This is a genomic window from Nocardiopsis sp. Huas11 (assembly GCF_003634495.1).
GTDB lineage: Bacteria > Actinomycetota > Actinomycetes > Streptosporangiales > Streptosporangiaceae > Nocardiopsis.
On the sequence record NZ_RBKY01000001.1, the window covers coordinates 4,532,533 to 4,552,975 of the forward strand.

Annotated in this window: 12 protein-coding genes; 8 read left to right on the forward strand and 4 right to left on the reverse strand. The window is 70.8% G+C overall.

Features of this window, described 5'->3' with window-relative positions; all coding sequences use genetic code 11:
- Positions 1-8,514: a non-ribosomal peptide synthetase gene (locus tag DFP74_RS20420; protein WP_121183809.1), complete on the reverse strand. Its 8,514-nt coding sequence runs from the start codon at positions 8,512-8,514 to the stop codon at positions 1-3.
- 314 nt (positions 8,515-8,828) lie between these two features.
- Here DFP74_RS20420 and DFP74_RS20425 point away from each other — a divergent pair, with 314 nt between their 5' ends.
- From DFP74_RS20425 to DFP74_RS20445, 5 genes are all read left to right on the forward strand, one after another.
- Positions 8,829-9,074, forward strand: a complete 246-nt coding sequence (locus tag DFP74_RS20425) for an MbtH family protein (protein WP_370013407.1) — start codon at positions 8,829-8,831, stop codon at positions 9,072-9,074.
- Between the two features lie 16 nt (positions 9,075-9,090).
- On the forward strand, positions 9,091-10,152 hold the full coding sequence (hppD, locus tag DFP74_RS20430) for a 4-hydroxyphenylpyruvate dioxygenase (protein ID WP_199725719.1): 1,062 nt from the start codon (positions 9,091-9,093) through the stop codon (positions 10,150-10,152).
- Positions 10,152-11,246 (forward strand): alpha-hydroxy acid oxidase, encoded by a 1,095-nt coding sequence (locus DFP74_RS20435; RefSeq protein ID WP_121183813.1) that lies wholly within the window; start codon positions 10,152-10,154, stop codon positions 11,244-11,246. The genes hppD and DFP74_RS20435 overlap by 1 nt, the downstream gene beginning before the upstream one ends.
- 8 nt (positions 11,247-11,254) lie before the next feature.
- Positions 11,255-12,583: a PLP-dependent aminotransferase family protein gene (locus DFP74_RS20440; RefSeq protein ID WP_199725720.1), complete on the forward strand. Its 1,329-nt coding sequence runs from the start codon at positions 11,255-11,257 to the stop codon at positions 12,581-12,583.
- 522 nt (positions 12,584-13,105) lie between these two features.
- Positions 13,106-13,906 (forward strand): VOC family protein, encoded by an 801-nt coding sequence (locus tag DFP74_RS20445; protein WP_121183815.1) that lies wholly within the window; start codon positions 13,106-13,108, stop codon positions 13,904-13,906.
- Positions 13,907-14,010: 104 nt separating this feature from the next.
- On the opposite strand, the gene DFP74_RS20450 is transcribed toward DFP74_RS20445, so the two are convergent.
- Positions 14,011-14,988, reverse strand: a complete 978-nt coding sequence (locus DFP74_RS20450) for a GlxA family transcriptional regulator (protein ID WP_233571063.1) — start codon at positions 14,986-14,988, stop codon at positions 14,011-14,013.
- Between the two features lie 70 nt (positions 14,989-15,058).
- On the opposite strand from DFP74_RS20450, the gene DFP74_RS20455 reads away from it, so the two are divergent.
- The gene (locus DFP74_RS20455; RefSeq protein ID WP_199725721.1) at positions 15,059-16,333 is read left to right on the forward strand and encodes an APC family permease; all 1,275 of its coding nucleotides are present in this window, start codon (positions 15,059-15,061) and stop codon (positions 16,331-16,333) included.
- 99 nt (positions 16,334-16,432) lie between these two features.
- Here DFP74_RS20455 and DFP74_RS34470 read toward each other — a convergent pair whose 3' ends face one another.
- Both DFP74_RS34470 and DFP74_RS20465 read right to left on the reverse strand, forming a co-directional pair.
- Positions 16,433-16,891: a hypothetical protein gene (locus DFP74_RS34470; protein ID WP_233571064.1), complete on the reverse strand. Its 459-nt coding sequence runs from the start codon at positions 16,889-16,891 to the stop codon at positions 16,433-16,435.
- Positions 16,892-16,905: 14 nt separating this feature from the next.
- Positions 16,906-18,069, reverse strand: coding sequence for an acyltransferase (locus tag DFP74_RS20465; RefSeq protein ID WP_121183821.1), 1,164 nt, complete (start codon positions 18,067-18,069; stop codon positions 16,906-16,908).
- Positions 18,070-18,478: 409 nt separating this feature from the next.
- On the opposite strand from DFP74_RS20465, the gene DFP74_RS20470 reads away from it, so the two are divergent.
- Together DFP74_RS20470 and DFP74_RS20475 are read left to right on the forward strand one after the other, a co-directional pair.
- On the forward strand, positions 18,479-19,774 hold the full coding sequence (locus DFP74_RS20470; protein ID WP_121183823.1) for a histidine kinase: 1,296 nt from the start codon (positions 18,479-18,481) through the stop codon (positions 19,772-19,774).
- On the forward strand, positions 19,759-20,424 hold the full coding sequence (locus tag DFP74_RS20475) for a response regulator transcription factor (protein WP_121183825.1): 666 nt from the start codon (positions 19,759-19,761) through the stop codon (positions 20,422-20,424). Before DFP74_RS20470 ends, DFP74_RS20475 begins: the two co-directional genes overlap by 16 nt.
- Positions 20,425-20,443 lie beyond the last annotated feature (19 nt).

Genomic DNA, 20,443 nt, shown 5'->3' on the forward strand with positions numbered 1-20,443 from the left:
TCAGCGCCGCCGTTCGTCGTCGTTGGAGCGGGCGAGCAGTCGATCGCGGTCGGTGCCGGACAGCAGGCTGAACGCCCCGGTGGACGCGTGCCCCGGTTCGGCCGGTCCGGATGGCCGGCTCGCGGCCAAGCGTGCCAGCGCACGCGGGGTGGGGTGGCCGTAGACGTCCCGGATGGACAGGGGCACTCCGTGGTCGTGGAGTCGGGAAACGACCTCGACGATGCGCATCGAGTCGCCCCCGAGAGCGAAGAAGTTGTCGTCGGCGAGGATCGGTCCGCAACCGAGGACGTCCTCCCAGGTGGACATGAGCAATCGCTCCTCCGGGGTCTCCGTGTCCGCGTGCGTACCCGGGGCCGTCGAGGTGGACCCGGTCAGGTCGGGGAGGGCCCCGACATCGAGTTTGCCGTTGGCCGTGCGCGGCATCCGCGGGACCACGGCGATGGCGGCCGGCACCATGTGTGCGGGCAGCCGGGTCAACAGGACGGCTCGTAGATCGGCGTCCCGAACAGCACCCGACTCCGACTCGGTCACGTAGGCGAAGGCCTGCGGACGCCCCGTCGCGTCGAGCCGCCCGACCACGGCGGCCTCGGCGACGTGGGGGCCGGCCAACAGCGCCACCTCCACCTCGCGTGCCTCGACGCGGAAGCCGCGCACGTTGAGTTGCCGGTCACTCCGTCCCGCGTAGTCGTGCTCCCCTCCGGCATGGACCCGCACGAGGTCGCCGCTGCGGTACATCCGCGAGCCGGGCACCAGGCTCCAGGGGTCGGGCAGGAAGCGCTCCGCGGTCTCGGCGGGGCGCCCCAGATAGCCTCGGGACACGCCCGCTCCACCGACGTAGACCTCACCGGTCCCGCCGGGCGCCACCGGTCGCAGGTCCGCGTCCAGGATGTGCGTCGACAGGTCGGGCAGCGCGCGGCCGATGGGACTGCGCGCAGGTCTGTCGAGGTCCTGGCGGCGCAGGCGGCGGGCGGTCGCGTGCACGGTCGTCTCCGTGATCCCGTACATGTTCACCACCTCAGGACGCGTGTCGCCGTGTCGTTCGAACCACCCCGCCAGCCGCGGCAGGACGACCTCCTCGCCGCCGAGCACCACCAGGCGCAGGTCGGTGCGGTCCCGGTCGGCCTCCAGGTCCGCGGAAGCGAAGCCGTCGAATGCCGATGGCGTCTGCCCGAGTACGGTGACCCCCTTCGCGCGCACCAGATCGTGCAGTGCCCGCGCGTCGCGCGCGGTGTCCTCCGGCACGACGACGACACTCGCCCCGTTGGTGAGGGCGCCCCAGATCTCCCACACGGAGAAGTCGAACGCCGGTGAATGGCCGAGTGCCAACCGGTCGCGCGAGGAGAGCCCCAGTTCGGCGGTCGCGTCGAACAGCCGCACCGCGTTGTCCGAGGTGACACCGACTCCCTTGGGGGTGCCGGTCGAGCCTGACGTGAAGATGACGTAGGCCAGCGCCTGGCCGGTGGCCGGCGCCGCCGGGTACGGGGTCCCGTCCGTGGGCGCCGTGTCCAGGGCGGTCAGGGGAACCGCGGGAATGTCCGTGCCCTCAAAGGCCGCCGCGTGAACGCCGTCGTCGACCAGGACGAACTCCGGGCGCGCTTGTGCGGTGATGGCATGCAGGTGCCTCGTCGGCGAGGTGGGGTCGAGCGGCAGGTAGGCGGCTCCACTCCACGCCACGGCGACCTGCGCGGCTATCAGGTCGAAGGAGCGGTGCAGACACAGTCCGACCAGCCGTTCGACGTCGGCGCCGCGGGCGGTGAGCGCGCGAGACCAGGTCCGGCTCCGGTCGGCGAGTTCGCGGTAGGTCCATGTGTTCCCGCCGTCGAGGACGGCCGGCGCGTCGGGGGTGCGCGCCGCCCAGGCGGCGAAGCGAGCGGCCAGGGAGTCCGGTCCTCCCGGGCCCGGGACCGCGCCGTGCTTCGGCCTGGAGCCCACGGGTGCGTTCCGGCGGTTCTCGGGCTTCGAGCCCGCGACGGGCACTGGCAGGTCCGGTCGCTCCAACGAGGTGCGAAGCAGGGTACCCAGCTCGGAGTCGAACCGGGCGACGGTGCGTTCGTCGAGCAGGTCGGTGGCGTACTCCCATCGCAGCAGCGGTCCGTCGACCGACCGGGTGACGGTGAGGGTCAGGTCGACCTTCGCGCCCTGGTGCACCACCTGTGGCGGGTCTACCCGCAGGCCCGCCGCCTCGATGGGCCGTAGCTCGGTGTCCTCGTAGGAGAACATCACCTGGAAGAGCGGGTTGCGGTCCAGGCCGCGCTCGGGACGGAGCGCCTCGACCAGTGTGTCGAAGGGAAGCCCCTGGTGCTCCTGTGCCCCGGCGGCGACGCGGCGGGCACGGCCGACCACCTCCCGGAACGTGGGAGCGCCGCCCAGGTCCAGGCGCAGCAGGACCGTGTTCACGAAGAAACCGAGGGCTCCGGGGTCGTCGCCGCGCTCGCTCATGGGAGTCCCGAGCACGATGTCGTCCCGCTGGACGTGACGGCCCAGGAGAACGGCGAAGGCCGCCGCGTACACCGTGAAGGGGGTCGTGCCCATGGACCGGGCGAACGAGTCCACGAGCTCGCCCAGAGCGGCCACCGTCGTCGTCCGCATGGTGCTGCCGCGCTGCGTCACCACTGGCGGGCGGGGCCGGTCCGCCACGTCGAGAAGACGCGGTGCGCCCTCCAACGTGTCGGTCCAGTAGGTCACGAGGTCCTCCCTCTCCCGAGCGGACAGGTCCGACCGTTTCGAGTGCGCGGCGTCGCCGGGAGTCGTAAACGGGTGCGGTGGACGGCCCGCGGCGAAGTCCTCGTAGAGGTCGCCGAGGTGGACGCGGAGGAGCTCTAGAGAGTGCCCGTCGAAGACCAGGTGGTGGAACGTCTGCAGCAGAGCGTGCTCATGCCGACCCAGCCTGGCCAGGGCGAAGCGGTGGAGCGGTCCCTCGTCCAGATCGAACCGGGTCGCCGCGTGGTCGGCCGCCAGCGCGGCGAGAGCGCTCGCACGCTCGTCAGGCGGCAGGTCGGCCAGGTCGGTCCGCCGTAGCTCCACCGGCCGGTGATCCAGCACTCGTTCCCACACACGGCCCCTACGCTCCTCGAACACCGTGCGCAGCGCCGGGTGCCGCCGCACGATCTCGTCCAGGGCGTTGCGCAGGGCGCTCGTGTCGAGGTCGCCGCGGATGTTCATGGCACTGGTGAGGTTGTACGCCGCCGACTCGGGGCGGAGGCGGTCGAGGAACCAGAGCCGCCTCTGTGCCGGGGAGGCCTCCCGGAGGCCGGGCCGGGCCTCATCAGCGCCTCGGAGGGTGGTGTGAGGCGCGGCATCCAACGGTGCGGCGGCGTCGACCCGCGTGGCGAGGTCCTTGAGAAGCGGAGCCCCGAACACGGCGCCGACCGTGATGTCGCGCCGCAGCTCGGAGCGTACTCGGCCGGTCATGCGGGTGGCGACCAGGGAGTCCCCGCCCAGGTGGAAGAAGTCGTCGGTCCGCCCCACGCTGGTGAGGCCGAGCAGCTGGGCCCAGATGTCGGCGAGGGCGCTCTCCGTCGGGCCCTGGGGCGGTGGCGTCGCGGACGGGGGCGGCGGTGCCGTCCGAGCCAGGCGTGCCCGGTCGACCTTGCCGTTGGGCGTGAGCGGAAGCCGGTCGGTGACGAGGAAGCGTACGGGGATCAGCGCCGAAGGCAGCCGGCTCCGCAGGTGGTCTGTGAGGGAGCCCGCGGAGAGTTCCCGCGGTGCGAGGGGTGGTCGACAGGCCACGTGCGCAACGAGGAACCGGCGGTCGTCCGGTCCCTGGGAGACCACCACGGCGCACGCGGCGACGTCCGGGTGGTCGCCCAGCTCCGCTTCGATCTCCGCCGGCTCCACGCGGTGGCCCTGGATCTTCGCCTGCTGGTCGCGGCGACCGAGGATCTCCAGGTCGCCCTCCGGGGTGAAGAACCCGATATCCCCGGTGCGGAAGAGCCGCGCCCCGTCCTGGGGATGGTCGACGAACCTCTCTCGCGTGAGTTCGTCGCGTCCCACATAGCCCGTTCCGACACCGAAGCCGCCGGTGTAGATCTCACCGGGCGTCCAGTCGGGGCAGTCGGCCATGTCCCGGTCGAGGACGCGGTGGGAGCAGTTGGCCAGGGGGCGGCCGTAGGTGATGCGCACCTGGTCGTCGCCAACGGTCCCGATGACGTGGAAGACGCTCCACACCGATGTCTCTGTCGGACCGCCGAGGCTGATCGTCCGGGCACCGGGCAGTACCGCGGTGAGCCGCTCGGGCAGTGACACGGGGATGCGGTCGCCACTGAGCAACAGGGTGCGCAGCGGCGGTGGATCGGAGGGAGCGGCGTTCTCCAGGTGCTCCACCAGCATCTGGGCCAAGGTGGGAACCGAGTTCCAGAGTGTCACCCTGTGTCGGACACCCACGTCCGCCAGGTAGGCGGGATCTCGCACCCGGTCGTGCGCGGGCACCACGATGGTGGCGCCTCCGATGAGGCCGCCGAACATGTCGTAGGCGGACAGGTCGAAGGACGGTGAGGAAACGGCGATGATCCGGTCCTCGGAGCCGACACCGAATCTTCGGTTCACGTCCAGGGCCGTGTTCATGATGCCGCGGTGCGGAATGACCACGCCGTTGGGCTCGCCGGTCGACCCGGACGTGAAGAGCACGTAGGCGGGATCGTCGAGGCCGACGCGGCGGGGCGGTGGGGCGGGGGCCGCGGGATGGTCCTCCGGGACGTGGTGGAGCATGCTCTCCCCGGGCCGGACAGGCACGGTGCCGGTCTCCGACGCGGTCACGACGTGCCGGACTCCGGCGTCGGCGAGCATGCGCAGGACGCGCCGCTCGGGCAGTCCCGGATCGACCGGAAGGTGGGCGCACCCTGCCATGATCACCGCGACGGCCGCCGTGAACTGCTGCCATCCGCGCTCCATGGCGACCGCCACCGCTTCACCGGGTCGGGCGCCGGTGGCCACCAGTTCCGAGGCGAGCGCCGCCGCGCGGTCGTGCAGCTCGCGGTAGCCCAGGGTGCGTCCGCGCAGATCGTCGACGACGGCCGGGTGGTCGGGCCGCAACAGGGCGTGCTCGGCCAGGTGGTCGGCCAGGAGGCGGTCCGGCAGCGGCCGAGCGGTCGCGTTCACCGCTCGGCGGTGTACGAGCTGCCGCTCGGGTGTGAGGGCGAAAGACACCTCCTCCCAGGCGGAGTCCTGGTGCGCGAGCCGCTCCAGCAGACCCGCGTGGGCAGCGAACATGTCGTCCAAGAGGCCTTCGGGGAACAGGGCCGCGAGGGCGTCCCAGCTGTAGCGCAACTCCTCTCCGTCCTCATAGATCTGGTAGTCGAGTTCGGTCTGCGGCGTCTGGGTGATCCCGTACACAGGCTCCCCCAAGGCGCTGCGGGGCGCGCGCGGTGTGCCCAGGAGCGGGGTGATGACGATGGGCATCGTCACGAGATCGCCGTGCGACCCCGTTCGGGCGAGCTCGCGCAGGACACGGGTACCGCCGTACCGGCGATGGTCCAGGTCCTGGGTGAGCTGGTCGCACAGAGCTCGGGCCCGGTCGGCGAAGGTGCCGGGAACCGGTTCCACAGCGAGCAGGGTGACGGTGGTGAAGTCGCCGACCACGCCGTCCACGTCGGCGTGCACCGGCAGGCGGTTGAACAGCGGCACGTTCAGGGTGAACCGCTCCTGCCCGGTCCAGTGCCGCAGCACCTCCGCGAACACGGCCGTGAGCGCCGCCGCCGGGGTGAGGCCGCGTGCGGTGGCCTTCGCGCGCAGCGCTCGCCAGGCGACGGCGTCCAGCCCGCTCTGCCACCGCTCGAAGCGCACCTCTCCGGCGGGTCGGGCGGAGGCCTTGGGCAGCTTCGGCGGCGGGGGCAGCGAGGGCAGGCGCTCGTGCCAGTACCGTTCGGACTCTCGGTAGGCCTCGGTGTCCCGCAAACGGTCCTCGGCCATGACATAGTCGCGGAAGCCGATCGTCGGGGCGGGGGGCAGGGAGTCCGGGGACTCGTACAGCGCGTCCAGTTCCGGGATGATGATGGCGAAGTAGGACCAGGCGTCCGCGATCAGGAGGTCGAAGCTCAGGTGCAGCCGGACACCCTGATCGGTGAGGGTGACCCGGGCGGCGTACAGCGGCCAGACGGCGGGGTCGAAGACCTGGTGCGCCATCTCCTCGCGGGTGGCCTCCAAAGCCTCGGCGACCGCGCTCCGCTCCCGGCCACGCAGGTCGTCGACGTGCACACTCAGGGGTGGGACCTCGGAGAGCACACACTGGCTTCCGTCGGGGGCGACGACCGCTCGGAGCATCCCATGCCTGGCGATCAGCTGCCGGAAGGCGTCCTGGAGGCGCTCGACGTCCAGCTCCTCCCGTTCCCACTCGAAGTAGCCGTGGCAGCCCACACCACCGAGCTCCACCTGTGAGTCCCGTCCGATCCAGTAGGCGTGCTGGGTGTCGGTCAGGGGAAACGGTTCGTCGGCGTCCTCGGGAGAGGGGGCGACGGAGGGCACCGGGTCGTTCTGCCGGCCGGCCGCGGCGACCAGAGCGGCGATGGCTGACACCGTCGGTGAGCCGTGCAGGTCCCGGAGCCCCACCTCGGCGCCGAACAGCTGGGCGATCGAGGTGACCAGCCGCATCAGGATCAGCGAGTCGGCGCCGAGCTCGTACAGATTCTCCTCGCTTCCCACCACGGGTACGTCGAGCAGGTGCGCGCACAGGCCGGCGATCGCCGCCGCGTGGGGGGACGGTGTAGCGGATCCGGTGGTAGGGCTCGGCACGGACCGGACGAGGCCGGGTAGTGTAACCCGGTCGATCTTGCCGTTGGCGTTGCGGGGGAGTTCCTCCATGACGTGGACGGTGCGGGGGACCAAGGGCTCGGGAAGGCGTTCGGCCGTCCAGCCGCGCAACGTGTCCCCGTCGACTCCCGCACAGGCGGCGAAGGCCAGGAGGCGGACGGTGCCCGAACCGGTGGTCTCGGTCAGTACGGCCGCGTCCGTGACGGCCTCATGCTCCCGCAGGCACCGTTCGACCTCACCGGGTTCGACCCGGTACCCGCGGATCTTGACCTGTTCATCGACCCGGCCGAGGACCTCCAAGGTGCCGTCGGGGGCGAGTCGGCCCATGTCGCCGGACCGGAACAGCCGCCGACCCGGTGCGCCGAAGGGATCCGGCACCAGGCGCTCGGCGCTGGCACCCGGACGACCGAGGTACCCGCGGAACAGGTGGGTGCCGCCGATGTACAGCTCACCGAGTTCGCCCGGCGCCACGGGGCGCATGTGCTCGTCCAGCACGTGCACGGTGCGTCCGGTCATCGGCCATCCGCAGCTGGGGTCGCGCCCCTCCTCGCCCTCCGGGAGCAGCCGCGTGATGAGCCGCCGCCCCTCGGTGTCCCTGCACGAGGTGATGTTGAGCATCTCCGACGACCCGTACGTCATGATGTACTCGAACGGTGACTCGCGCGCCGGCCACCGGAGGAACCGTTCGCCCGTGGCGATGATCAGCCGGAGCGAGGCTTCCGCGGGCCAGGCCAGCTCGTCCAGTCGGTCGGCCAGGCCACGGACCACGTACGTCACGGTGATCCTGTTGTCGACCATCCAGTCCCGAAGATCGATGGGGGAGGCCTTCGCCTCGTCCGAAGGGATGTGGACGGTGGCGCCCGCGGCGAGAAAGGCCCACACCTCCGCAGGGAACGCGCCGAACGAGGGCGGTGACACCCAGGTCGACCGATCCGCGGGAGTGATCCCGTAGGCCTGCTCCTCCCAGTCCATGAGGTTGGCCACGGAACCCTGGCATCCGCCGACGGCCTTGGGCGTACCGGTCGAACCTGATGTGTAAACCACGTAGCACAGGCTCTCCGGCCGGGTCGGCCACATCGCGGGCACCGCGCCGGCGGGGTCCTCGGCGTCCTCGTCGAGCAGGATGAGCGGTGCCGCCCGCGCCGGCAGGTCGGCCACGAGTGCCCGCTCTGTGATGACGGCGGCGGGCGCGGCGTCATCGAGCATGACGCGCACGCGCTCCGGAGGGTCGGAGGGGTTGAGCAGGACGGAGCAGCCACCCGCGCGCATCACCCCGGCCACCGCGGCCAGAGCGTCGGCGGAGCGGGGCATGCGGATCGCCACGGGGGTCTCCGGGGCGGGGAGCAGGGGGCGGACCCGCTGGGCGACGCGGTCCACCCGCGCGTCCAGTTCGGCGTAGTTCACCGTTCCGGAGGGTTCCACGACCGCGAGGGCGTCCGGTCGTAGGTGCGCCTGCCGGGCGATGCTCTCCGGAAGGCCCGGTAGAGCCTGCCCGCGCTCCGTTCGCCCGAAATCACGGACAGCGTGCCGGATAGGTCGGTCATTCACTGGCCAGACGTCCACGAAAGGCTCTCCCCAGGTGCTGAATGGGCACGGTTGTCCGTGATTGCCTGCGTCACCACACGCCGACGAACCTAGACACTGATCCTCTCCGATGGAAGGTGTCGAAGCCCTTGCTTCTTTTCTTTTCGATGGGAAGTAATCCTGTGGATTAACCTCTGGTCGGGGATATTCACAGCCGATGGAGAGTGGTGGTCCCGGTAAGGGCATGAGTCGTCATGCCGTGGTTGTGTGGATTACGCGGCGGTAATCGTGACACGTCGCGCACGGAGGCCGGTGCCCCTGGGGTGAGGTCGCGGCATTGGGCATTCAACCAGGTGTGATGGTGTTCTTGTGCACCTTTATGAGGTCAGCGCACGGGTGGTCCGTGGTAGACCGGAGCCAGAGGATCGCCCGGGAAAATCTGCGATCCGGTCTTTCCAGTAGTTCGGTTCGTAACTAGAGTCTCCCTCGTCTCGACCGTTCGCCTGTGCGGACGGTTCCTCGGAGGTCGTCGAAATTTCCAGTGGTGAGGAGACGGATCGTTGAGTGAAAACGAAATGGAAACCCTGTACACAGTCGTTCGCAACGACGAGGAGCAGTATTCGATCTGGTGGGTCGGCCGCGATATTCCGGCCGGGTGGGTCGAGGTCGGAGTGAGGGCGGCGAAATCGGACTGCCTCGCCTACATCGACGAAGTGTGGACGGACATGCGGCCCAAGAGCCTGCGCGAGGCCATGGAACGGGAGTCGGCCGCCCGGCCGGACGCGGACGAACCGGCCCGGCTCTGAGAGGGGAGACGTCCCGGTGCATGGCGCGACATCGCTGAACGACCTGTCCGTGGACCACGTCCGCTTCTACGTCGAGGACTCGGCAAGGGCGGCGGAGCAACTGCGACAGGGGTACGGATTCGCCCCCTACGCGGTCACCGAGCCCAGCCGTGCGGGACGTGAGCGGTCCATCGCCGTGGGCGCGCAGGGCGTCCGGCTCGTGATGACACAGTCCCTCACCGACGAACACCCCGCGAGCGCGTTCACGGCGGTACACGGAGACGGTGTCGCCGACATCGCGCTGCGTACCGCGGACGCGCGCGCCGCCTTCGACACGGCAGTCGCCCGGGGGGCACGTCCCGTGCAACCGGTCGAGGAGCGGGATGGTGTCGTCACAGCGGCCATCACCGGGTTCGGCGACGTCGTCCACACCTTCGTCCAGCGCGATGACACCGCCGACCCGCGTTCGTTGCCGGACCTGGCGTCCATCGGGCCGGAAGCCGGAACCGCGGACATCGGCCTGCGCTCGGTGGATCACTTCGCCGTGTGCACCGAGGCCGGAACGCTCGAACCGACCGTGCGGTTCTACCGCGACGTCCTCGACTTCGCGATGGTGTTCTCCGAGGACATCGTGGTAGGACGTCAGGCGATGCGCTCCAAGGTCGTGCAGAGCGGAACCGGCGGAGTGACGCTCACCCTCATCGAACCCGACCGGAGCCGCGACCCCGGCCAGATCGACGAGTTCATCAAGAACCACGCGGGACCCGGTGTACAGCACATAGCCCTGGCGACCGACGACATCGTGGACACGGTCGGCCAGATGCGCGAGCGGGGTGTGGGCTTCCTCGCGGCGCCCGGAAGCTACTACCGGATGCTCACGGAACGGATCCGGCCGAGAAGGCACGAGGTGGACCAGCTGCAGAGGCTGGACCTCCTGATCGACGAGGACCACGACGGCCAGTTGCTCCAGGTCTTCGCCCGATCCACCCACCGGAGCAACACGTTCTTCTTCGAGGTCATCGAACGACTCGGCGCGACCACCTTCGGCAGTGGGAACATCAGGGCACTGTACGAGGCCGTGGAGCAGGAGCGGGCGTAATGGCCTTTCCGTATCCGGCCTCCCTCGACGAGGTCGAGCGGCTCGCCTCAGCGGTCCTGCCCGCCGATGTGCGCGACTTCGTCGCCGGTGGCGCGCTGTCGGAACACGTGTTGAGGAGGAACCGCACGGCCCTGGACGCGGTGACGGTGACGCCCCGGATCCTGACCGGGGCGCCCCCGGTCGCTGCGCGGAGCCGCCTGCTGGGTACGCCGGCCGCCATGCCGGTCGCCGTCGCACCGATGGCCTACCAGCGCCTACTGCATCCGGACGGCGAGGCGGCGGCGGCCGCCGCGGCACGGGATGCCGGTGTGCCCTATGTCGTGAGCACGATGAGCAGCACACCGTGGGAGCAGATCGCACGGACCGGTGCCGATGTGTGGTTTCAGCTGTACTGGACTTCTGACGCACAGGCACGCCACCTGGTACGGCAGGCCGAGCGCCATGGCTGCCAGGCACTGGTGCTCACCGTGGACGTCCCCATCATGGCCAGGCGCCTGCGTGACGTGCGCAACGCCTTCACCCTCCCCAACGGGGTACGCGCGGTCCTTCTCGACGAGGGATGGGAAGGGGAGCCCTCCGAAGCGCATCAGCGGACCCGGGGGTCGGCACCGGCCCGGCATACCGCCGGCACCTTCCATCCAGGGCTGACCGCCGATCACGTGCGCAGAATCCGAGGTTGGAGCGATCTGCCCCTCGTGGTCAAGGGAGTCCTAGACCCGGACGACGCGCGTACCGCGGTGCGAGCCGGAGCGGACGCGGTCGTGGTCTCCAACCACGGCGGGCGACAGTTCGGCGCCGCTCCCGCCGCGTGTACGCGCCTGGCCGCCGTGGCCGAAGCCGTCGGCGGACGGTGCTCCGTGTTGTTCGACAGCGGTGTGCGCGGCGGCATCGACATCCTGCGGGCGCTCGCACTCGGAGCCGACGGAGTGTTCGTCGGCAGGCCCGTGCTGTGGGGACTCGCGCTCGGGGGCCGGGAGGGAGTGGCGCACGTGTTGTCCCTTCTGCAGGAGGAGCTCACGGAGATGCTCCTTCTGAGCGGCTGCCGGACCTGCGAACGAGCACGCGAACTCACAGTGGAGGCCCTCGCCCAGTGAACACTCCGATGACCGACGTGAACCTCGGCGACCTCGACCTGTCCGATCTGCACGGGTCCTTGGAGGACGACGCCCTGTCCTCGATGGATTTCCTCAACGAGATCGCCGAACGCCATCCGGACGCGATCTCCCTGGCGGCCGGACGGCCCACCGAGTCCTTCTTCGACTTCTCCGCGATCGGCCGTCACTTGGAGAGCTACCACCGCCACCTCGTTGAAGACCGCGGGCTCGGCGATGGGCACGCGACCCGCACCATCCTCCAGTACGGGCCTGCCCGGGGGATCATCGGCGATCTCGTGGCGCGGCACCTCGCCGTGGACGAGGGCGTGCGCACCGACGCGGACTCGATCGTCGTCACAGTGGGGTGCCAGGAGGCGATGTTCCTCGTCATGCGCGCCCTGCGCAGGGACGCCCGCGACGCCGTCCTCGCGGTGAGCCCGACGTACGTGGGCATGACCGGGGCGGCACGGCTGGCGGACATGCCAGTCCTGCCCGTGGCCACCGGTGCCACAGGCATCGACCTGGACGATTTCGCCGCGCAGGTGCGCGGTGCCCGCGAGGACGGACTTCGCCCGCGTGCCTGCTACGTCATGCCGGATTTCGCGAACCCGTCCGCGGCGAGTATGGACCGCGGCACCCGGCAAGCCCTGCTGGATGCGGCGGCCGAGCTGGACCTGCTTCTCCTGGAGGACAACCCCTACGGGCTCTTCCACGCGGACAGTGCCCGCCTGCCCACGTTGAAGGCACTGGACACCGAACGCCGGGTCGTCTACCTCGGCACCTTCGCCAAGACGGTCGTCCCCGGGGCACGGATCGGCTATGTCGTCGCCGACCAGCGCGTCCGTCTCGCTGGGGGAGAGCACGGCCCTCTGGCGGCGCAGCTGTCCCGGCTCAAGAGCATGACCACCGTCAACACGTCGCCGATCGCCCAAGCGGTGGTCGCCGGCAAGCTGCTGGAACACACTGGCTCGCTGGTCAAGGCGAACGTTCGGGAGAAGGACGTCTACCAGCGTAACCTCCGCCAGGTGTGCGACGGCTTGGAGCGCCGGCTCGGTGACCTTCCTCAGGTCTCCTGGAACACGCCTCGCGGGGGCTACTTCGTCGTGGTGGACGTACCCTTCGCCACGGACGACCGGCAGTTGGAGACCTGCGCGGAGGAGTACGGCGTCCTCTGGACACCCATGTCGTACTTCTACGCACCCCACGGTGGCGAGCGGCAACTGCGCCTGTCCTGTAGCGCGCTGTCTCCGGCTCAGATCGACATGGGGCTCGACCGTCTCGCCCGCTACATCCGCTCCAGGGTCCGACCACAGGGCGGTCCTGGCGCCACGCCGTAGTGGTTCTCGTCCGCGATGAGTGTGGGCACCGGGTAGCGGGCGGCCAGGTCGGAGCCCCGAAAGCGCGTCGACTGAAGGCAACGCGGGTTCACTGCTTCACGGTCGACGTCAAGGACGTCATGCCCGTGGCCTCCGGGTCCTTCCGCGACTGGGCGATCTCACCCCGAACACGCCGGGATCAACGCACGGTGTTCGTCGAGGACGGAGACGGGCCGCCGGCTCGGAGCGGTCACCGGAGCCCCGCTGCGGGTGTCCCGCCAGGTCAGGCAGAGCACGTGGAGCAGATCGGTCACGAATCAAGAAGCGCGTGTTCGGTGGCTCCCCGTAGCGTCGAACGCGTGAACGTCACTTGCGATGCCCTTCACCAGGCCTTCCTCGCCCGGCCGCCGACCCCTGGCGCCGTCGCGGATGAGCCCCGCACCGTGCCCACGCTGATCGCCCAGGGCTCCGCGGTCCATCAGCGCAGATGAACGGCATTCGCGAGGACCGCGTCCAAACCGAACCCACGAAGGGACCACCCGCATGGCGCTCTCGATCGACACCATCACTCTCGGAGTACCGGAAGTGGAGGCCGCGCACGACTTCTACACCGCGGCGTTCTCACCCACGAACACCGGTGGCGAGCTGAACGATGACCTGGACCTGCACGGCATGGGACGGCTCTCCCCGCGCCGCAACGAGGTGCTCGCCACCGAGGCCGGCGCGAACGAGGAACCGTCAGGGTTTCGCGGCTACGTCCTTTCCTGCGTCGTCGAGCAGCCGAGCGAAGTCGAGAGTCTCCTCGACACCGCCACCACCAACGGGGCGCAGGAGGTCAAGCCGGCGAAGAAGCAGCTCTTCGGCGAGTTCACCGCCGTCTACCGTGCTCCGGACGGGGCGGTGTGGAAGCTGGCCGCGGTCGGCAAGAAGAACACCGGGCCGGTGGGAACGCCGGTGCAGCCGACCGAGACCGCGATCTACCTCGGCGTCGCCCGACCGAAGTCGTCGAAGGTCTTCTACGAGGCGCTGGGCATGCGCGTGAACCACGACTACGGAGACAAGTTCGTCGACTTCACGATCACCGGCGGCATGTTCCGCCTGGGCCTGCTGCCCCGCAAGGGCCTCGCCAAGGACGTCGGCGTACCCGAGGACGGCCACGGCTTTCCCGCCGCCGTCCTCACCCACGAGGCGGCCACGCCCGAGGAAGTCGACCGCCTCCTCGAGACCGCGGACTCCGCCGGCGGACGGGTCACCGCGGCAGCGGCACGAGCCGGGCAGAGCGACTACACCGGACGCTTCACCGACCCCGACGGCCACCACTGGGCGGTCACGGCCCGCACGTGACCAGGGCCGGGACCGGTGGACGCTCTCCTGCGGATGCCCCGGCCGGAATGGGCGGCGCAGACCAGTGCGGTCCCAGGTGTACCGACCACAGAGGTTGGTAACACCTAGGCCTCTTGTGCGGGTGTGAGACGGAAGGTGTTCCGATAGGCCTTCGGTGATGTGTGCAGACCCCGCGCGAACGCCTGCCGGAGACTCGTCGGCGTCCCGAACCCGCTCTGTCGGGCGACCTGCTCGATGGAGAGCTCAGTGGCTTCCAGGAGCTGCTGTGCCCTGCGCAGGCGCTCGGTGTGCAGCCACCTGCTGGGGGTGAGTCCGTATTCTCGTTCGAACCTGCGGTTGAGGGTGCGGGGACTCACGTGGGCGTGCGCGGCCAGCTCGGCGAGTGTGATGCGCTCATGGAGTCGGCCGCGCGCCCATTCCAGCACCGGTCCCAGACCGGTGTCCGGCTCGACAGGGACCGGCGCGGAGACGAACTGCGCCTGGTCGGCCGCGCGGTGAGGGGGAACGACGAGGCGCCTCGCCAGTTCGTTGACGACGGCCGCGCCGCGGTCGCGGCGGACGAGTTCGAGGCAGAGGTCGATGGCCGCGGCCGTTCCGGCGGAGGTGAAGACGTTCGCCTCGGCGGTGTACAGGACGGCGGGGTCCACACTCACCGCGGGGTGCCAGCGGGCCACCCGTTCCGCGTACATCCAGTGGGTCGTCGCACGTTTGCCGTCGAGCAGTCCCGCTGCGGCCAGGGCGAAGGCCCCGGAGCACAACCCGACGATGCGCGCCCCGCGCCCGTGCGCGCTGCGGAGCATGTCCACCAAACCGTGGTCGGGTGGCTCGTCCACATCGGCGCAGGCCGGAACGATGACGGTGTCGGCGCCGATCGCATCGTGCAGCGAGCCGGCTTCCGTCGCCAGAAAGCCGGACGCGACACTCGCTCCCCGCCGTGTCGCGCAGAGCACGACCTCGTAGGGCGGGTCGATGAGCCCCGGGCGGGGCGCGCCGAAGACCTCGCACGGCACGGCGAGCTCGAACAGGGGAGCACCCGGAGTCAGAACGACCGCGACCCGGTGGGTGGCGTGTTTCTTTCGCACGATGTCAATTGTGCCACTTGTTGGGCGTCGTCCCAGCGGATGTGCTGGGAACATGCCCGAATCTCAGCCCTTGTCCCCACCCACGCCGATCACCGACCCGCCCCACCCCTGCCAGGGGATCGGGGTCTGGCAGGGCGTCGCCCTGTACGTGTGCGCGATTCTCGGCGCCGGCGTGCTCGTGCTGCCCGGCCAGGTGGCCTCGCTCGCGGGACCGGCGTCCCTGTTGGCCTGGACGTTCACCATCCTGCTCTCGATCCCGCTGGCGTTCACGTTCGCCCGGCTGGCGACCGCCTACCCGGACGCGGGGGGAGTCGCCACCTACGCGCGGCACGCGTTCGGCGACAACACCGGCGGGATCGCGGGGTGGTGGTACTTCATCGCCGGGTCGGTCGGCCAGGCGATCGTCCCCCTCACCGCCGGCTACTACATCTCGGACGCGCTGGGCGTCTCCCAGCGCCTGGCCCCCGCCTTCGCCGCGGTGATCCTCGGCCTGGCGGTCCTGACCGCGCTGCGCGGGCTCAGGTTCGGCGGTACCGTCCAGGTCGTCCTCGCGGCCGGGGTCGCCGTTGTCCTCGCGGTGGCCATCATCGCGGCCGTTCCGGCGATCCGGTGGCACGAGTTCACCCCCTTCGCCCCGCACGGCATGGCGGGGGTCGGAGTCGCCGTGGTCGTGCTCTTCTACGCGTTCTCGGGATGGGAGGCCATCGCACACCTGGCCGGAGACTTCCGGGACGTGCGCAGGGACCTGCCCCGTGCGACGCTGCTGACGCTGTTCGTCGTGGCGGTGCTCTACCTCGGTGTCGCCTTCGCCGTCGTCGGGACGCACAGCTACGGCGACACCGAACTCGACAACGTCGCGTTGGCCCGGGTCGTCGGCGACCAGCTGGGCGTATCGCCCGCCATCGCCGTCGCCCTGGCCGCGACGGTCATCTGCCTCGGCACGACGAACGCCTTCCTCGCCTCGGTGTCCAGGCTCGGCTACGCGCTGGGGCTGGGCGGCTGGGCTCCGCGCCCTCTGGGCAGGCTCAACCGCCGGGGCGCACCCGGGGTTTCGGTGATCGCCGTCGCGGCGATCGGCGGCGCGGGGCTCGCCGGAAGCGCGCTGTTCGGATGGGGCACCGACGACCTCGTCTACATCCCCTCGACACTCGTGCTTACGACCTACCTCGTCGCCGCGGCCGCGGGGATCCGGCTCATGAGCGGCAGGCAGCGACTCCTGCCGGCTGTCGCGTTCGTCATGATCGCGGTCTTCGCACCGTCCGCCGGCTGGTACCTGCTCGTTCCACTTGGGGTGGCCGTCGCCGTGCTCGTGCTGAGGCGGTTGCGCCGGTCGGCTCGCCTGTGAAGGATCCGTTCTGATCTCCGTCGGGCGGTGAGAGCCCATGACCACCTCCCCGGGGCCCCGAACCGTGGACCGAAACCATGGTGCCCGGGGCCTCGGCGGTCAGCTCCTGCCCGTCCCCGGCGGAGGGGGTGCGGTGGCGGGTGCGTCACCGGTCCGCAGGTTCGCGCCCTCGATGTCGACGTCGGGCAGCACGCGGTCCAACCAGCGCGGCATCCACCAGGCCGCCTTGCCGAAGAGCGCCATCACCGCGGGGACCAAGGTCATCCTGCCCAGGGACGCGTCGACCAGGACGCCCTCCGCCAGGGCGCTGGAACAATACCCGCTCACGACCGCGTGCCGGGCGTCCCCCTCGTGGATGAAGTCCTCCCGCATCCGGCCGATGAGGAGCTCGTCCACCGTCGTGGTCGGCACGCTGCCGTCGGGTTCGGTGAACTGGACCTGGAGCAGCGCCGTGGTCCGGTCCTCCGTCGGATCGAACCGGACCGCCCACCCCCGCGGTAGGGCGGGCGGGGCGGGTGGAGAACCCGGCGGGACGCGCACCTGCGGGAGGCCGGACACCTGGTCTCGTGCAGTCAGAGCACCTTCCGGGCGCCCGGGAGGGCGCGGACCGGGGCGGCCAGCGCCCAGCAGAGCGGTACCGCGAGGACGGCCAGGAGCGCGAACTTCGCCACGGCGGGCGCCTGCACGCCGCTGAGCGCGTGGCCCAGGGCGACCAGGACGACCGGGTGGATCAGGTAGACGGTGAAGGCGTGCTCCGACAGGAACCGGCGCAAGCGCCCGGGGCTGTCGAGGCGCTCCCGGAACAGCACCACGAGGCCCAGGACGATGCCGACCGCGAGTGCCGACTCACAGGTCGTCATCACCAGGGACTGCCAGGTGCCGTGACCCAGGAACTCCGTGCCTCCGGAAGAGCCGATGGCGAGGAGGACGATCGCCGCCGCGGCCACGGCCGCAGTGGCGAACCCGATCCGGCCGGCCGTCCTGGAAAGGCCCGCCGGCCATCCGCGCCGGGCCGCGAGCAGGCCGACGGCGAACAGCGCCGCGTACTGCGGCAGGTAGGCGGGCGTGGGCAGGCCGAGGAACGGTGTGCCCATCGGCATCACGATGCGCCACACGTAGCTCACGAGGGCCAGTCCGACGACGAATCCGATGATCGCGACGGCACTGGGCGCCCGGCCCGTGGCCGGAGCCGATCCGGGCGCGCGTCGGTCCGGGAAGCCGATGCGCCGCCAGAGGACGTAGAGGGCGCTGAAGACGAGCAGTACCTCGACGAACCACATCGGTCCCGGTGTGAACGTGGCCAGGTAGTACTCCCAGTAGGGCAGGTCGGCCCCCTGCCGGGCGGCGGCCCGCGCCGCCTCGGTGTAGGCGCCGACGGTCACCAGGGGGCGGAGCACCAGCAGCCAGACCAGCAGCGGGACCCCCAGGCGCAGCAACCGCTTCCCGAGGAACGGCCGGGCGCCCTCCCGGTCGTAGGAGCCCGGCACGAACAGGCCCGCGATGAGGAAGAACGCACCCATGAAGAACGCCTGGTTCAGCAGCAGCAGGACGTCCAGCAGCGTCCCGGAGGGGTCGGTCGCCGTCTCCAGGTAGTACCAGTGCGGGATGTTGCTGTAGGCGATGGCGGAGTGGTGGAGCACCACGAGCACCGTCAGCGCGGTGCGCAGGTGGTCGACGTAGAGGAGCCGTGGGCCCCTGGTGGCAGGTGTGGTCGATGGGCCGGCGGGCGCAGTCATGGCTCGTGCTTCCTTCGGGGTGCGTGGGGCGGGGGCGGGGTCGCACAGGACCACCGGGCCGTCAGCGTGCGTGCGCTGACCCGGGCTTCCTGCGCTCTCCCACGACGCTAGGGAGCACGGGGCCGGGGGAGAATCCACCTGGGCCCCGGGCGGGGTGGGTCTGGACCCACACTTGGCCCGCGACTGCTGCGCTCGGAGCGGCCGGCCGGGACAATGGACCACCGGCGACCATCGGCCCGGAGCAGCGCGCTGCCCGGAGCACCGCGGTGCTTGGAGCACCGCGGTGCTTGGAGCACCGCGGTGCTCCGAGCGACGATCGGCCCCAGCTGCTGTCCGCGACACCCCCGAGCACATCGCCGGCCACAGCCGCGACCGGACGCGTGACCGCGGCCGGACCTAGGAGGCACGCATGCACCGGCTCCTCGTCGTCGCGCGATCGCTCGCCGAGGGGCTCGTGCGCTCACTCGTGCTCCTGGCGCTGACCGGACTCGTTCCGGGGCTGTGGGCGGCCGCCGCGTTCTACTTCCTCCATCTGACCGGCAGCGCGATCGGCACCTTCTGGTGCGTGTTCGGCGTCGCCGTCCCCACCCTCGTGGTGGCCACGCGCCCCCTGTGTCGCGCCGTCCGGTCCCTGGTCCAACGATGGACCGGTACACCGATCCCCGACGCCTACCGTCCACTCGTTCCGGTGACCCGTATGGCGACGGGCTACTGGTGGAACGGATACGACTACCAGCGGTTCCGGTGGATCTCGCTGCTGCACCGGTGGATCCTGACGCGGGTGCGCGACCCGGCCTCCTGGCGGGACATGCTCTGGATCCTCACCGCCCCGTTCACCGTCGGCGTCCCCGCGGCGACACCCCTGGCGCTGATCGCGGCAGGTGCGGCCGCGGCGGTGACGCCGGGGCTGCTCCCCTCACCGGCACCCGGAGCCTTCACCGTGACCGCGACCGCGACCGCGACCGTGCTCTCCATGGCGCTCGGTACGGCCCTGCTGCCCGCGGGGTGGCGGCTCGCCGTGCCCGTGGCCCGACGCTTCCTCGGTCCGTCCGCCCTCGCTCTGTTCGCCACGCGGATCGAGTCGCTGGTCCAGGGCCGCGCCGACCTCACCCAGGCCCAGGAGGCCGAACTCCGCCGGATCGAACGCGACCTCCACGACGGCGCCCAGGCGCGACTCGTCTCGATCGGCCTGACGCTCAGCGCGGCCGAGCGGCTGGTGGACACCGACCCCGAGGAGGCCAAGGCGTTGCTGCGGCAGACCCGCGCGACCTCGCTCGCCGCCCTGCGCGAGCTTCGTGAGCTCGCCCAGGGGATCGTCCCACCGGTGCTGGTGGAACGCGGTTTGGTCGACGCGATCCGGGCGCTGGCCCTGGACTCGCCCGTGCGAGCCGTCGTCCGTTCCACGCTGGACCACCGGTTGGAGACGCCGATCGAGTCCAGCCTGTACTTCGCGACCGCCGAACTCGTCACCAACGCCGTGAAGCACTCCCACGGATCCGCCATCGACATCACCATCGACCGCACCCGCAGGGGCGTCGCCATCGCCGTGACCGACGACGGGCACGGCGGCGCCCGCCCCGGTGCCGGATCAGGCCTGGCGGGACTCGAGACCCGCCTCAACGCGTTCGACGGCGACCTGCGGATCGACAGCCCGCCGGGCGGTCCTACACGCGTCACCGTGGAGGTGCCATGCGCATCGTCGTAGTCGAGGACCTCTACCTGTTGCGCGACGGGCTGGTCCGGCTGCTCGAGGCCTACGGCCACGACGTCGTGGCGGCCGTCGGGGACGGCTCGACGGCGCTGCGAGCGCTCGCCGACCACCGGCCGGACGTGGCCGTCGTCGACGTCAGACTGCCACCCACCTACGCCGACGAAGGACTTCAGGCGGCTCTCCAGGCGCGCCGTCGGCAGCCGGGCCTGCCCGTGCTCATCCTGTCCCAGCACATCGAGCAGCTCTACGCGCGCGAACTGCTCGCCGAGGGTGCCGGCGGCGTGGGATACCTCCTGAAGGACCGGGTCTTCGACGCCGAGCAGTTCATCGAGGCGGTGGAGCGGGTGGCCCACGGCGGGACCTCCCTCGACCCCGCCGTCGTCGCGAAGATCCTGAACGCGGGATCCACCTCACCCCTGGACGCCCTCACCGGCCGTGAGCGCGATGTCATCGCGCTGATGGCCGAGGGCCTGTCGAACCAGGCCATCGCCCAGCGCCTCTTCCTCAGCGAGGGGGCGATCAGCAAGCACACCACCGCGGTCTTCGCGAAGCTCGGCGTCACGGCCGACGACCACAGCAACCGCCGTGTCCTGGCGGTGCTGACCTTCCTCGGCGCCGCCGGGCCCGGGACGCCCTCCGGCTGAACCGGTTCGCCCCCGCCAG